11 protein-coding genes are annotated in these 14,261 nt (G+C 73.1%); 5 read left to right on the top strand and 6 right to left on the bottom strand.

What is annotated here, in order from left to right:
- Nucleotides 1–33 precede the first annotated feature (33 nt).
- From WAA21_RS01785 to WAA21_RS01770, 4 genes are all read right to left on the bottom strand, one after another.
- Nucleotides 34–477 carry a type II toxin-antitoxin system PemK/MazF family toxin gene (locus tag WAA21_RS01785; protein WP_336921020.1) on the bottom strand — a complete coding sequence of 148 codons (444 nt, stop codon included), beginning with the start codon at nt 475–477 and terminating at the stop codon, nt 34–36.
- Nucleotides 474–2,618 carry a UvrD-helicase domain-containing protein gene (locus WAA21_RS01780; protein ID WP_336921019.1) on the bottom strand — a complete coding sequence of 715 codons (2,145 nt, stop codon included), beginning with the start codon at nt 2,616–2,618 and terminating at the stop codon, nt 474–476. The genes WAA21_RS01785 and WAA21_RS01780 overlap by 4 nt, the downstream gene beginning before the upstream one ends.
- Before the next feature lie 86 nt (nt 2,619–2,704).
- Nucleotides 2,705–4,096 (bottom strand): ATP-binding protein, encoded by a 1,392-nt coding sequence (locus WAA21_RS01775; RefSeq protein WP_336921018.1) that lies wholly within the window; start codon nt 4,094–4,096, stop codon nt 2,705–2,707.
- A gap of 90 nt (nt 4,097–4,186) precedes the next feature.
- The gene (locus WAA21_RS01770; protein ID WP_336921017.1) at nt 4,187–5,074 is read right to left on the bottom strand and encodes a PGN_0703 family putative restriction endonuclease; all 888 of its coding nucleotides are present in this window, start codon (nt 5,072–5,074) and stop codon (nt 4,187–4,189) included.
- A gap of 461 nt (nt 5,075–5,535) precedes the next feature.
- Here WAA21_RS01770 and WAA21_RS01765 point away from each other — a divergent pair, with 461 nt between their 5' ends.
- The 4 genes from WAA21_RS01765 (at nt 5,536) to WAA21_RS01750 (ending at nt 10,700) form a co-directional block, all read left to right on the top strand.
- Nucleotides 5,536–8,601, top strand: a complete 3,066-nt coding sequence (locus WAA21_RS01765) for a DUF3427 domain-containing protein (RefSeq protein ID WP_442893212.1) — start codon at nt 5,536–5,538, stop codon at nt 8,599–8,601.
- Nucleotides 8,602–8,823: 222 nt separating this feature from the next.
- Nucleotides 8,824–9,441 (top strand): winged helix-turn-helix domain-containing protein, encoded by a 618-nt coding sequence (locus tag WAA21_RS01760; protein ID WP_336921015.1) that lies wholly within the window; start codon nt 8,824–8,826, stop codon nt 9,439–9,441.
- 180 nt (nt 9,442–9,621) lie between these two features.
- Entirely contained in the window at nt 9,622–9,867 is a 246-nt protein-coding gene (locus WAA21_RS01755) for a hypothetical protein (protein ID WP_336921014.1), read from the top strand.
- A gap of 179 nt (nt 9,868–10,046) precedes the next feature.
- Nucleotides 10,047–10,700: a superinfection immunity protein gene (locus WAA21_RS01750; protein ID WP_336921013.1), complete on the top strand. Its 654-nt coding sequence runs from the start codon at nt 10,047–10,049 to the stop codon at nt 10,698–10,700.
- 425 nt (nt 10,701–11,125) lie between these two features.
- Here the strand turns inward: WAA21_RS01750 and WAA21_RS01745 are convergent, their stop codons facing one another.
- Both WAA21_RS01745 and WAA21_RS01740 read right to left on the bottom strand, forming a co-directional pair.
- Nucleotides 11,126–11,968, bottom strand: a complete 843-nt coding sequence (locus tag WAA21_RS01745) for a hypothetical protein (RefSeq protein ID WP_336921012.1) — start codon at nt 11,966–11,968, stop codon at nt 11,126–11,128.
- Between the two features lie 99 nt (nt 11,969–12,067).
- Nucleotides 12,068–13,078: an NAD(P)-dependent alcohol dehydrogenase gene (locus tag WAA21_RS01740; protein ID WP_336921011.1), complete on the bottom strand. Its 1,011-nt coding sequence runs from the start codon at nt 13,076–13,078 to the stop codon at nt 12,068–12,070.
- Nucleotides 13,079–13,399: 321 nt separating this feature from the next.
- Here WAA21_RS01740 and WAA21_RS01735 point away from each other — a divergent pair, with 321 nt between their 5' ends.
- On the top strand, nt 13,400–14,224 hold the full coding sequence (locus tag WAA21_RS01735) for an Ltp family lipoprotein (RefSeq protein WP_336921010.1): 825 nt from the start codon (nt 13,400–13,402) through the stop codon (nt 14,222–14,224).
- The last annotated feature ends 37 nt before the right edge of the window (nt 14,225–14,261 follow it).

Raw genomic sequence — 14,261 nt, 5'->3', positions numbered from 1 at the left:
GGCAGTGGCGAGCCCCGGGCCATAGGCGCCTCCTCACACGCCGACGGCCTTGCGCGCCGACGCCGGGCACGGGCCGGCGTAGCGACGCAGCCGGTGCGGGTCGAGGACGATGCGTCGGTCGCTGCGCAGCCAGCTCGTGCCGCGCGAGCGCGCCCAGCCGTCGCGGGGGACCGCGACCCAGCCCGGACGACCGGACTTGTCGGTGCTCGTCAGGTACAGCACGACCACCCGCAGCCCGTGGGTCTCGACCACGAGGCAGGGGCGGTCCTTGCTGCCGGTGCCGTCCTCGAACGGCACGTCGGCCCACCAGATGTCGCCGACCGTCGGGGTGGTGCGGGTGCGACGGGCCGGGCGCCGCGTGCGGCGGGACGCGCGCCGCAGCCGGTCGAACCACACGAGCAGGAGGAGGGCCGCGACGGCCAGGACGGTGGGGAGCGCCCCGTCGAGGGTGCTGAGGTCGTCCACGAGCGACGTCACGGGGAGAGGGTGGCAGGACGAGCCGACGACGTGCCCGCGATCCGCCCGCACCACAAGGTGTCCCGGGCCCGGGTGAGGGCGACGTGCAGGCGCCGCTGCCACTCCTCGGCCCGCTCCGCGTACGCCTCGTCGCTCTCGGCGGACTTCCGCGGCGGCAACGGGTGGGTGTCGAGGACGACGACGTGCGCGAACTCCAGACCCTTGGCCCGGTGGACGGTCCCGACCTTGACGGCGTCGACGGGCGTGCCGTCGTAGGAGGTGAGCGGGACCGCGGGCTGACCGGCGCCGCGGAGCAGACCGAGCCACCGCCCGACGTCGCGGTTGCCGGGCACGAGCACGGCGCAGTCGCCGCAACGGGCGCCGCCGACGATCGTGTCGACGAGCCGGCGCAGGAGCGCCTGGTCGAGCGTGGGTGCGGAGGCGGCCGTGACGGTGTGCACGGCACCGCCGTCGCGGGTCGCGACGGCCCCGGCCGTGTCGGTGGCCTCGCCCGATGTCGTCTCGTCGAGGTCGACGGGGGTCGCGGCCACGGTCGCGACGTGGGCGAGGATGGCGGCGCCGTTGCGGTAGTTGCGGCCGAGCCGCACGGAACGGCCGACCACGTCGACCCCGGCCTCCTTGAGCCGGAAGCCGCCCGGGTACAGCGCCTGCGTCGAGTCGCCGACGAGCAGCAGGCCGTCGGTGCGGTCACCGACCAGCGCGTGCAGCAGCTGCACGCCGACGAGGGTGAGGTCCTGCACCTCGTCGACGACGACGGCGGTGTACGGCTGCTCCAGCGGGTGCGCGCGGAGCTCGTCGCGGGCCAGGCGCAGGACGTCCGCGAAGTCGTGCCGTCCGGCGGCGGCCATCGTCTCCTGGTAGGCGCAGTACACGTCCCAGACCGCTTGGCGGTGCTCCAGCCGCAGCGGGGTGCGGCGCCCGACCCGGTCGAGGGCGGCGTAGTCCTCGAAGCGGTCGATGCCGCGGCCCTTGATGACGTACTCGATCTCCTCCTGCCAGTACGGGGGCAGCACGGGCAGCGAGGCGAGGGCAGTCCTCTTGCCTACGGCGAGCCACGCCTGTGCGAAGGCCGTGTCGGCGCGGTCGGCGTCGAGCCGGTGGTGGACGCGCCGCTCGCGCAGGAACGCCCGGGCCCAGCCGTGCACGCTGCTCGCCTCGACGCTCTCGTCCGCTCCGTCGGTGAGGCGCCCGACCAGCGTCCCGAGCACGACGGGCAGCGTGCGGACGAACGACGCGAGGAGCACACGCGCACCCGGTTGCCGGGCGGCGAGAGCCGCGCGGTGCAGGGCGACGACGGTCTTGCCCGTGCCTGCGGGCCCGCTGAGCCGGGCCGGCCCGTGAAAGGCCCGGGTGACGAGCGGTGCCTGGTCGGGGTGCAGCCACGTCATCCACCGCTCGATGGGGGAGGAGGCGGCCGCGGCCCGGTCGGCGTCGGCGAGCGCGGTCACGTCGAAGAGGTCGGCGGTGTCCGGCTGAGGCTTCGGTCGGGGTCGCGGCGGGGCGACGGTCGTGCGGGACGCGCGGCGCCCGCTGGTGCGGTGCGGTGGGAATGCCGTCTCGAGGTGTCCGACGACCCGGTCGACGTCGCGGGTGGCCAAGCGGCGGCCGCGGCGCAGCAGCCAGGGCGCGACCTCGGCCTCTCCGACGACGACGGCGCCGGACACCTCGGTCGCGGGAAGCCGGTGGCCGGCGAGGACCGCGGCGACGGCGACGGCCGCGGGTGCGTACCCGAGGTCGCCGAGCGCGTCGGCGACGACGCCCGCTGCGGTGTCGAGCAGCGCGGTGAGCATCGGTGTCTCGTCGGCGTCACCGCGGTACAGCCGCCCGGCCTCGACACGCGGCTCGGCCCACCGCTTGACGTCGACGACCACCACGCCGCCAGGACCGACGAGCAGCAGGTCGATGTTCGCGGCCGAACGAGGCCACTGCCGGTCGGCCAGCACGCGCCACCCGTAGCCCTCGAGGGCGTGCAGGGTGGCGGCGACGGACACCTCACCGCGCTCGGCCGCCTCGAACCGGGCGGCGCGCTCGAGCCACTGCTTGCGCTGCTGCGCGCACTGCTCGGCCCGGTCGCGGCACGCAGCGGCCTCCGCGCGCAGCGAGCCGCCCGCGGTCCCGACGGCGTCGGCGGTGCTGGTCATGTCATCACCCCGGGGACAGCATCGGCCGCGTCGAGGGTCGGCTGCAGTCCTTCGGGTGTATCAACGCTGACGGACCGCCGGCGCGGTCACCGCAACAGGTCGTCGGCCGTGACCAGGCGAGCCAGCCCGTCCGGGACCGGACCGGGGGTCCGCCCGACCGCGAAGAGGACGGCTTCAGCGGCTCCCGGGACGACGGCTCGCGCCTGGGCGAGGGAGGCCACGTCCCGGTGACCGACAGGTGCCCGCTCGCGCCACTTGATGGTGCCGAGGGCGAGCGGCTGCGTAGGCGGAGAGGGGGCATCAGCGAGGACCAGGTCGACCTCGACGCTGTGGTCACGGGTCCAGAAGCGGCCAACGGACCTGGCGTCCGGCAGACCCTGCACGGGCGGACCGCCGGCGAGGCACCGCGCGACCAACGGTTCGACGGCTGCACCGCGCCACGACGCCCAGTCCCGCAGAACGCTGGCCGCCGCCTCGTCGCCACGGCCGCGCTCGACGCGGTCCAGGGCCCGGGGGACGTATCGCAGCCAGAAGCGCAGGTAGTTGTCGTGCACGCGGTAGAGCGCGAGGCGCGTGGTGGCGGTGGACAGGGGTCGATCGACCGCCAGGAGCCGCGACTCCAGCAGCTGCTGCAGCGATCGGTGCAGCGAGCCCTGGTTCAGTCCGGTGCGCTCGGACAGCCGCTGGAAGGTGGTGGCGCCCGAGCCGACGGCACGGAGCACGCGCTCGGCCTGCACGGTGGTCGGGAACTCGGCGCGCAGATAGCGCTCGCCCAGCACGACGAGCGGGGACGTGGCGTCCTGCAGCTGCTGCGCCACGAAGTCCTCGACCCGCTGGGCGCCGCCGGCCCGCCACTCCTGCGCGAGACGAGGCAGGCCGCCGGTGACGACGGTCGCCTCGATGGCGTCTCCAGCCGGGAGGTCGAGGAGCGCCGCGACGTCGCGCGGCGCCAACGGGTCCACGCGCAGCTCCCCGGCGCGGCCGAATAGCGGGTGCCCGTGGCTGGTCAGAAGTTCCATGACAGTCGTCTCGCTGCCGATGAGGACGAGCAGGACGGGGGCGCGGCTGAGGTGGCGGTCCCAGACCCGCTGCAGGACCCCTTCGAGTCCCGGGTCGCCGCGCAGCAGGTACGGCAGCTCGTCGATGACGACCACGGAGGGTGTGGTCGTGCTCGCGGCCAGGAGGCGAAGGGCCGCCTCCCAGCTGGCAGGACGCGCGTCGCCCATGACGGCCGCAGCCTCCAGCGTCGAGCCGGCGACCTCGTCGACGAAGGCCCTCAACTCCTCGCCTGGTGTCGCCCCGGCGGCCGCGGCGAAGAACACCGACGGGACGTCGACCTGTCGGCGGAACTGCTCGAGCAACGTGGACTTGCCGACCTGTCGGCGGCCGCGGACGACCAGGATGCGCCCGGCGTCGCCGCTCCGGCCGAGCTCGGACGTCAGCCGGTCCAGTTCCGCACGTCGTCCGACGAATTGCATGCGCTAATGTTACCTGCATGAGTGCAACTTGCAGAGATGCAACCTGCAGCCGGGTACGTCATGGAGGTGGCGGTGCGGCGGGGCCGCCCGCTACAGCGTCAGGTAGCGCGCCGTGAACAGCGCCGCCCAGGCCCGCAGGTCCTCCTCCTCCGACGCGGCCTCGACCATCCGCTCGAACGTGACCCGGCGCAGGCGCCGGTCGGGTTCGCGCAGCAGCTCGTGCATGCCGTCGACGGCTTGCGTGGCGTGCGGGTCGTCGTCGAGGCAGAGCACCAGGACCGTCCCCGACCCGGCGTCGGTCTGCAGCTCCGTCGTCTGCGCGAGCATGAGCGTGCGCCACAGCTGGTTGGTGGCGGAAGTGACCGCGGCCCGGGCTGCGTCCTTGACGAACCAGCCGTCCGCGCGCTCGGTCACCTGGTCGTAGCTGTCGCGGCGGTACTTCGTCGCGCTGAACGGCTCGGTGTACTTGGTTTCGACGCCGACGAAGGCGGGCGCGCCGTCGATCGTGAGGGCCAGGTAGGCGTCGAAGGCGCTGCGGTCGCCGAGGGTCGCCTTGGCGGCAGGCGGGGTGTGCTCGACGAGGACGTCGTCGACCCGGTCGACGTGTTGGTCGAGGAGACGAGTGAGGAGACGCGCCGCTGCGTTCGGGTAGGCGGCCAGCTGTCCGAAGACGTTGAAGCACAGCGGCTGGCTCGACAGCAGGTTGCCGAAGAGGCGGCCTCGCTCGATCGCCTCGCCGTCGCGCTCCGCCTGCGGCAGACGGTCGGCGACGTACGCGGCGACGTGGGGCGTGAGCCACTGAGCCGAGTCGGGAGCGTCAGTCCGCAGACGGCTGCCGACGTTCCGGGCAGGAGCCGACTCGCCCGGGGGCAGACCGAGGACGGTCTCGCGCCACCGGGACTGCGCCCGCCGGTAGCGACGAAGTCGAGCGGTGTCACTGGCGACCGTAAGGGCGTCGCTGTCCCACCGAGGGTCCATGGGCGAGAGCATGGCGCACATCGGTATTCGTTGACTCGCCCACTGCTGGGCTACTGGACAGAACTGGCTATACGGAGAACGCAATTTGTGCGCGGCACTCGCCTGACTGGATCGCGGGCTAGGGGCGTAGGGCCGAGGGCCAAAGCCGAGGGCAAGGAGCCGCAGGCGGTCGCCCGCGAGCCTCGCCCCGGCGGTAAAGGCCGACGTCATGCGGTGCCGTCGACGGGCCCTTGGTCGTGTCGCCGACGACGAGCTACGCGCTGGCGTCGGCGCGGTTCCCCGTTCATGCCGGCGTGGCCGACGCTGGAGACGAGGCCCTTGCCGGACGTGACGTCGACTCCGGCCAGCGACTGCTACCGCAGACGGGCCCACGTCGTCGAAGCGCCTCGATACCTAGTCTTCCCGAACACCGGCAGGAGCGTCGCCGTGATGACAAGCTGCCAAGCGTGGCGGGGGAGTCGTTGTTCGAAGGCGTGTACGAGCGTCTGATGACGACTCGGCTGAGAGACGCCCTGACGGAGCGCGCCGATCTGCACCCGGTCGAGGATGCGGTCGAGCCGGCGCAGCAGGCGACGGTCCTCGCTGAGCACGTCGCGCGCCGCCTTGCGTGGGCGCTGGTCGACCTCGAGCCGGACGCGCGCCTCGAGCTCGTCAACCGCCTGCTCGCCGACATCGACGGCGACCCAGTGCTGCCTGGTCCTCGGCAGCTCCTCGCCCTCGCTCAGCGCGAGGCGGCGGGGGTCTACCGGCTCAGCGCCCTCCGTCCGGAGGTGCCGTTGTCGCGGCCTGCGCTGCTCACCAACGCTCGCAGCGAGCCGAAGCTGGGCGCCGAACTGCGGGCCGAGCTCGCAACGGCCGACCGGGTCGACCTCCTCTGCGCCTTCGTGAAGTGGCACGGGCTGCGCGTGCTCGAAGATCAGCTGACGACGCTGAGGCGCCGAGGCGTTGACCTTCGCGTCGTCACGACGACGTACATGGGGGCGACCGAGCGCGTCGCCCTCGATCGGCTTGTGCGCGACTTCGGCGCGCACGTCAAGGTCAACTACGAGACGCGGTCGACCCGGTTGCACGCGAAGGCCTGGCTGTTCCGCCGTCGCACCGGCTACGACACCGCCTACGTCGGCTCATCCAACCTCAGTAAGGCGGCCCTGCTCGACGGGTTGGAGTGGAACGTCCGACTCGCCGGGGCCCACACCCCCGAGCTGCTCACCAAGTTCGAGGCGACATTCGACACGTATTGGGCCGACCCTGCCTTCGTCGACTACGACCCCGACGCCGATCGTGACCGGCTCGACGAGGCCCTGGCGCGCGCTGACGGTGGCAGGTCCGACGCGCCGCTCGTCATCAGCGGCCTCGACGTTCGCCCCTACCCACACCAGCAGGAGATCCTCGATCGCCTCGACGTCGAGCGGACCGTGCACGGCCATCACCGCAACCTCGTGGTTGCCGCCACCGGAACCGGAAAGACCGTCGTGGCCGCCCTCGACTACGCCCGCATGCCGCACCGGCCGTCGCTGCTCTTCGTCGCGCACCGCAGCGAGATCCTCGAGCAGTCGCTGCGCACCTACCGCGAGGTCCTCGCCGACGGCTCCTTCGGCGAGCTGTACGTCGGCGGGCGCCGTCCCACCCGCTGGCAGCACGTCTTCGCGAGCGTGCAGAGCCTCTCGGCCGCGGGCGTCGACTCGTTAGCGCCCGACCGCTTCCAGGTCGTCGTGGTCGACGAGTTCCACCACGCCCAGGCGGCGACCTACCGACGCCTGCTCGACCACCTGCGCCCCACCGAGCTGCTGGGGCTGACCGCCACCCCCGAGCGCGGTGACGGCGTCGACGTGCGGTCCGTCTTCGACGGCCGGACCGCCGCCGAGCTGCGGCTGTGGGACGCGCTGGACGCCGACCTGCTCTGCCCGTTCCACTACTTCGGCGTCAGCGACGGCACCGACCTGTCCAGGCTGGACTGGCGCGCCGGCGAATACGCCACCGCCGACCTCGAGCGGCTCTACACCGGCACCGACGCGCGCGTCCGCATCGTGCTGCAGCAGGTGCGGGACAAGGTCCCCGACCCTGCCCGCATGCGCGCGCTGGGCTTCTGCGTGTCCATCGCTCACGCCCGGTACATGGCCGAGCGCTTCACCGCCGCCGGCATCCCGGCGCTGGCCGTATACAAGGACACGAGCCCGAAGGCCCGGGCCGATGCGCTGGCGGCGCTGCGGAACCGGCGGGTCAACGCGGTCTTCACCGTCGACCTGTTCAACGAGGGGCTCGACGTCCCCGACGTCGACACGCTGCTGCTGCTCCGCCCGACCCAGAGCGCCACGATCTTCCTGCAGCAGCTGGGCCGCGGACTGCGCCGGACCGCCGACAAGCCCGTTCTCACCGTGCTCGACTTCATCGGCCAGCAGCGCCGCGAGTTCCGTTTCGACCTGCGCTACCGCGCCCTCACCGGCGCCAGCCGCACCCAGCTGCAGCGGCAGGTCGAGAACGGCTTCTCCTACCTGCCGTCAGGTTGCGAGCTCGTGCTGGACGAGGTGGCTCGTGAGGTCGTCCTCGACAACGTCAAGCGACAGCTGTCGCTGCGCCGTGCCGAGCTCATCCGGGAGGTCAGCAGCCACGGCGACCTAGACCTGGCGGGCTGGTTGCGTAAGTCCGGTCGCGAGCTGGCGGATGTCTACCGGCGCGGCTCCTGGACGGCGCTGCGGCGGGAGGCCGGCTTCCCGACGCCGCCCGCCGGGCCGCACGAAGAGAAGCTGCTGGCCCGGACCGCGACCATGGCGCACGTCGACGACCCCGAGCGGGCGGAGGTCTACACGCGGCTGCTCAGCGGCCCCGTCACCTATACGACGCTGGGAGAGCGGGACCAGCGCTACGCCCGGATGCTTTTCTTCGCCGTGTGGCCCGACGGCGGCGGGCACGACACCTACCAGGACGGGCTCGACGAGCTGCTGGCCCACCCCGCCGTGTGCGACGAGATGCGGCAGCTCATCGCGCTCGGGCTCGCTCGCGCCGAGCACGTGCCCCTGCCATTGGAGGCCGGCCTGCAGCAGGTGACGCTGCAGACGCACGCTCGCTACAGCCGCGACGAGGTGCTCGCCGCGCTCGACTGGGCGGACATCGAGACGGCGACGCCGAGGAGGACGCAGGGGCACGCGGCTGGGGTGGTGTGGGCGGGGGCGGCTCGTGCTGACGCGTTCTTCGTGACGCTGGTGAAGGACGAGAAGCACCACTCCCCGGACACCATGTACCGCGACTACGCCATAAGCCCCGACCTCTTTCACTGGGAATCCCAGAACCGGACGAGCGTCGACTCCGAGGTGGGACAGCGGTACCTGCGTCACCGTGAGCGGGGGACTCACGTGCTGCTCCTGACGCGGCAAACCCGAACCAACGCATGGGGTGGTGCCGGCCCGTACTCGCTGCTCGGGCCGCTGACCTACCAGCACCATGATGGCGACCGACCTATCGCCATCACGTGGAAGCTGCGTCGACCGATGCCGGTCGAGATCTACCGAGCGTCGTCGGTGGTGGCGTAAGCCGGCCGATGCAGTGTGGTCCTGTGTTCTGCGCGTCGAGACCGCCCGGCGAGCTCAAGGGGGTCGCGATTGCGGGCTTAAGGGCCGGCACCCTTCGCGAGCATCGACCCGGCAATGCAGTGCAGAAGTTGGCAGGGACCGAACCCGAGCCGCCTAGGTGCTGAGGGCCCGAGTAGCACCGTTGCTGGTGCCGGGCCGTCGAAGCAGGACGCCCTCAGCGGTATGCACATGTCGGCGACTAGTATTCAGAATGTGGTTCAAGCCGCTCCGCCCCTGCTTCCGCTGCTCCGCAGCGCGGCGCAAGCCCGCGTGATGGCGACCGTTCTGCTGAACCCCCAGCGTGACTGGTCGGTCTCGGAGATCGCCGGTGCCGCGGACGTGTCGCAGCCCACTGCTTCCCGGGAGGTCCGTCGCCTCGAGCAGGCGGGGGTCGTTCAGGTGCACGGTGGCCGCAACCAACGATCGGTGCGCGTGGACAGCACCGCGGTCCTGTACCCGGAGCTGGCAGGCCTCGTGTTGAAGGCCTTCGGTCCGCAGGTGGTGCTCTCAGAGCTCCTCAGCACCGTGGGGGGCATCTACTACGCCGCCATCTTCGGCGGCTGGGCCGAGCGCTATGCCGGGACGGCGGGCCCGCCACCGACCGACGTGGACCTGCTCGTGGTGGGTCGACCGGACACGGACGCCCTCGCCGACGCGGTGACGGCGGCAGGGGAGCGTCTCGGGCGCGAGGTCGCGCCGACCCTCCTCTCGCCCGAGGAGTGGAGGAACGACCGGTCCGGCTTCCTCGATGCGGTCCGCGCCGGCGCCCGCGTCGACGTCGTCGGAGCGGACGTCTCGTGAGCGTCGAGGACCCGATCCGCGCCGGTCGACTCGAGCGGGTCACCGTGGACGGCGACTCCGCAAGGGAACGCCTGGAGCTCTGCGCGCACCATCTCGAGAGCGCCGGTCTCCTCGCCGCGCTGGACCCGGCCATGGCGTACGCCGCTCTACGACGCGGCGCGGAAGGCAATCACCGCTCACATGCTCGCGCGGGAACTGCGCTCGACGAACCGCTCCGGCGCTCACGAGGCGGTGGGGCTGTACGCCTCGGCTGCGATCGTCGACGAATCCGGCGCCGTACGACGCTTCCGGGCCATGCGGCTGACATGGAACCGCAGCGAGTACAGGGACGTGGCGATCGGCACGCAACAGGTGCAGTCCGACCTGACGTCCGCGCGGGTGATCGTCGACGCCGTCCGTGCCGACCTCGCCGCGGATGACGTGTAGCCGTCAGGGCCATGCGCCAGACTCCGACCACGTCGTCGGGCCGAGCGAGGTCGGGTCGTCGCAACGAGGACCTGGCGTCGGAGGGGCACCGCCCGTTGTCCCCTGCGCGGCGGCGATGGTCGGCACCCTTTCCACCGATTCCTTCTCCTCGACCCACGGCTGAGGGCCAGACTCGCGCCATGAACGACGTCGCCCGCGGGGGCTCCGGGAACGAGGACGCAGACAGGTTCGATCCGTACACCGACGCGGTGCCGTCCGGACCGCAGTCGGCGGACCGCGACCGGCACCCCGACTCGCCGGACACCGTCGAGATGCCGCGGCCGTCCTTCGACGACCGCGTCATCGAAGGCCCTGTCGTGTCCGAGGGGTACCACCCGGGGCCGGCCGCCCCGCCCGCCCCGCCCGCCCCGGCCCCCGCGGCCGGCCCGGTCGTGCCCGTCCCGCAGCCGCTGCCCGCGGTCCGCACGGCGCAGGGAGTGGCGCCGTACCGGCCCCGGGTGGGCGGCGGCCACATCGCAATCGCGTGGGTGATCACCGTCCTGACGCTCGGCTACATGCTGCCGTGGGCGATCGCCGCCACCCGTCAGCGCTCGAACGTGGGCGCGATCGCGCTCCTCAACGTGCTCGTCGGGTGGACGTTCATCGGATGGGTCGCCGCGCTCGTCATGTCGTGCATGAGCGACCCGGTCGCCACATTGGCCGCGCCGACGTACGTGCAGGTGAACGTCCCCGTCGCGCCGCCCGCACCGGCGTGGGCGCCCGGCTGGTACCCGGACGGCCAGGGCGATGTCCGGTACTTCGACGGTCGGGCGTGGACCTCGCACGTGCAGTGAGGGGCGAGGCCCGGACGACGGACTCGGCCGCCTCGTCAGAGGGCGAGGAGCCGCCGCAGCAGGGTCTCGACCCCCCGCACCGCACGTAGCTGGTCGCCGCGAGCCCGGACCTGTCCGGCTCGACCTCGACGTGCGTGACGGCCTCTCGCCGCGTCTCACCAAGCGTCCCGGCCGAGGTCGTCGTCGGCGGGCTCGAGGTGGTCACGGTGGGAGCCGTCGCTCGCCGCAACGCCAGCGCCTCGCCGGTCGTGCTTCGCGACCTCGCTCCTGCAAGGTCGGCTCTCAGCGTGTGCCCCCAATGGGGGCACACGACGTGACCGCGACAGTCGTCGGACGGCCGCAGAGCCCGCACGCGTGTGGCGCACCTCGCACACCCGCGAGCCCGCCGACGCGGGTCGACCCGCGCTCCCGCCGCGGCCCGGGCCTCAGCCGGCGGCCACGCGCTCCTTGCGCGCCTGCAGCAGGAACAGCGACGCGTCGTGCAGGTCGGTGAAGCCCGTCCCCACGAGGCCCACCAGCAGGTCGTTGCTCCACACCACGGCCCGCCCGACCGTGATGGCCGAGGAGTCGATGCGCGGCAGGTCGAGCCCGAACACCTGCTTGGCGATGGAGCGCTTGCCGCCCTGCGTGCCGCCGTAGCCGAGCACGGGCAGGAAGCGCTCCGGGTGCGCCACGCACAGCGTCCGCGTCAGCAGCGTCTCCTTGAACCCCGCCATGCCCACCACGTGCGTGCCCTGCACGAGCTGGGTGAGGCGCTGCTCGAGGGGGAGGTGCGCGGGACCGTGGAGCAGGTAGTGGATCGTGCCGCGCGTGAGCCGCGCGGCCTCGTAGTCCCCGAGCGCGTCCCACGCCGCGAGGAACGCGTGCGAGCTCCCCGAGCTGACGCCGAAGGGGCTGGTCGCGAACTCGCGCAGGTCGGCCGCGCTCGCACCGCCGAGGCCCTCGGGGGAGAACAGGGCCTGGTAGCGCGCCTGGTACTGCGCCGCGCCGGGCCTCGGGGCACGGTCGCGTGCGAGGTAGCGCGCCTTGGCGGCGGTCACCTTCGCCGCCACCTCGGGCGAGACCTGCGACGCCCGGTCGAAGACGGCCTGGCTGCTCGTCGACGAGCGCCCGGGCGGACGACCGGACGGCACACGCCGCGCCTGACCCCGCAGCCACCGGTGGCCGCACTCCTCGCAGCCGAGCTCCTTCTGCCCCGACGCGGTCTGCGCCACCAGCCGGACGTGCTCGTCGGGGGCCGTGCACGCGGGACAGGAGAGGTCAGCCATCTCCGAAGTGTCCTCCCTCCGCCGGCCCGCTCCCGCCAGTCCGGGACCGCAGCGGTCGACGGCCTATCGCGACGGGCGGCCGGCCGCCGTCCGAGGACCTCACGGCACGAGCACGATGCGTCCCCGCGCCCGACCCTCCTGCAGCCGCTGCATCGCGGGCACCACGTCGGCGAGCGGGTACGTCCGGTCGACAACCGGCCGCAGCCGTCCCTCGGCGACCAGGGCGGCGAGGCGGTCCAGGCGCTCGCGGCGAGGCGTGGTGCGGCCCGGACGCGGCAGCTCCGGCACCACCAGCGACGCGGCGAGCAGCCCGAGGATCGGCCCCATGCTGCCGGTGATGCGGTTCATGCCCCGCCCGTAGTGGTCGTGGCCGACCCGGATGTACCGCCCGCCGTCGGCCACGACCGGGCGCCACTCGCGGAACGGCCGGGTGCTCGCGACGTCGACCACGACGTCGTAGCGCTCGAGCCGCCGTGTCACGTCCTCGGCCCGGTAGTCGACGGTCACGTCGGCGCCCGCGGCGCGGACGAGGTCGAGCCGGTCGCCCGCGTCGACGCCGACGACGCGGGAGGCGCCGAGCGCCCGTGCCAGCTGCACGACGTACCCGCCGAGCGCCCCCGCCGCACCGTTGACGAGCACGCTGTCGCCGGCGCGGAAGCGGGCCTGGTCGACGAGCACGTCGTACGCGAGCACCGCCGGGGTGCCGAGCGCGGCGGCGGCGGTGTCGTCGAGGGCGTCGTCGCACGCCACGAGCCCGTCCTCGGGGGCGGCGACGAGCTCGGCCCACGCGCCGCCGTTGCGCCACTGGATGCCGCGGACCGTCTCGCCCCACACCCGCTGCCCGGGCCGGAACCGCGTGACGGCCTCGCCGACGGCCTCGACGGTCCCGGCGACGTCGGTGCCGGGCACGCGGCGCCGGGGTGCCCGGACGCCGTTGCCCATGAGGCGCAGCGCGTACGGCAGGCCGGTCACCGTGTGCCACACGTCGACGTGGACCGACGTCGCCGCCACGCGCACGAGGACCTCGTCCGGCGAAGGCTCGGGCTCGGGTACCTCGCCGAGACGCAGCAGGTCGACGGGGCCGTAACGGTCGTGGAGGACGGCGCGCACGCCGCGATCCTCCTTCGTCGCGCGGCCGGCGGACCATGGGGCCAGCCGTAGCCCGCTTGGGCCGCGGACCTGCCCGAGGAGTTCCGTGACGGCGCCGGACGCCTACACCGTCTCGTGGTGGTTCGGCGGGCCCTTCGACGCAGGTCGTCCTTTCGTCCCCTCTGCACCCGTTCGGCTGCTCAGCCCGCCCGAGGACATGTGACATGGGCGGGTCCTTCGACGCCGATGACCTGGAGCGCTGCGATGTCCGGCTCTGCCACCCTCCCGCCCGTCTCTCCCGGAGCGCCGCCTCCTGCGTCCCCGGCCGGCCCGGGGCGGGGCGTGGAGCCGCTCGCCGTCGTCGCGCTCGTGCTCGCCATCCTGTTCTGGCCGGTCGGACTCGTGCTCGGCGTCCTCGCGCTGCGTCGGACCGGTCCCGGGAGGCGCGACGGTCGTGGCCTGGCTGTGGCCGCCGTCGTCATCGGCGGCCTCGCGGCTCTGTTCTGGGTGATCGTCATCGCTGTCGCCGTCGCCGCGGGCGGTAGCACCACCGAGGTCGAGGCCGCCTCGGCGGCCGACACGTCCGAGCTGGTCGAGGAGGTTGCTGCGGCAGAGGCCGAGGCCTCCGTCGTCGCTGTCGACGAGGCCGCCGCCGAGGCGGCGGCCGAGAACGAGGCGGCCGAAGAGGCTGCTGCGCAGGAAGCAGCCGAGAAGGAGGCGGCAGAGGAAGCGGCGGCGGCTGCAGAGGCCGCCGAAGCCGAGCGCGTGGCGGCCGAGGAGGCGGCGGCCGCACAGGCGGCCGAGGAGCTCGCGGCGGAGCAGAAGGCGGCAGAGGAGCGGGCGGCAGCGGAGAAGGCGGCCGAGGAGGCTGCGGCCGGGACGGTCGCCCAGCAGAACGCGAAGCGGTCCGCCGAGGACTACCTCGCCTTCACCGCCTTCTCCCGGTCCGGGCTCATCGAGCAGCTCGAGTTCGAGGGCTACTCGAACGCCGACGCGGAGTGGGCCGTCAGCCAGCTCGATGTCGACTGGAACGAGCAGGCCGCCAAGTCCGCGCAGGACTACCTCGACTTCACGTCCTTCTCTCGCTCCGGCCTCATCGAGCAGCTCGAGTTCGAAGGCTTCACCCGCGAGCAGGCCACCTACGGGGTCGATCAGACCGGGCTGTGACGCCCCCCTCACCGCGGCGCCGGGTGGCGCGTTCCGT

The organism is Aquipuribacter sp. SD81, from assembly GCF_037153975.1.
Lineage (GTDB): Bacteria > Actinomycetota > Actinomycetes > Actinomycetales > JBBAYJ01 > Aquipuribacter.
This window is presented reverse-complemented; position numbering and strand designations above follow the sequence as displayed.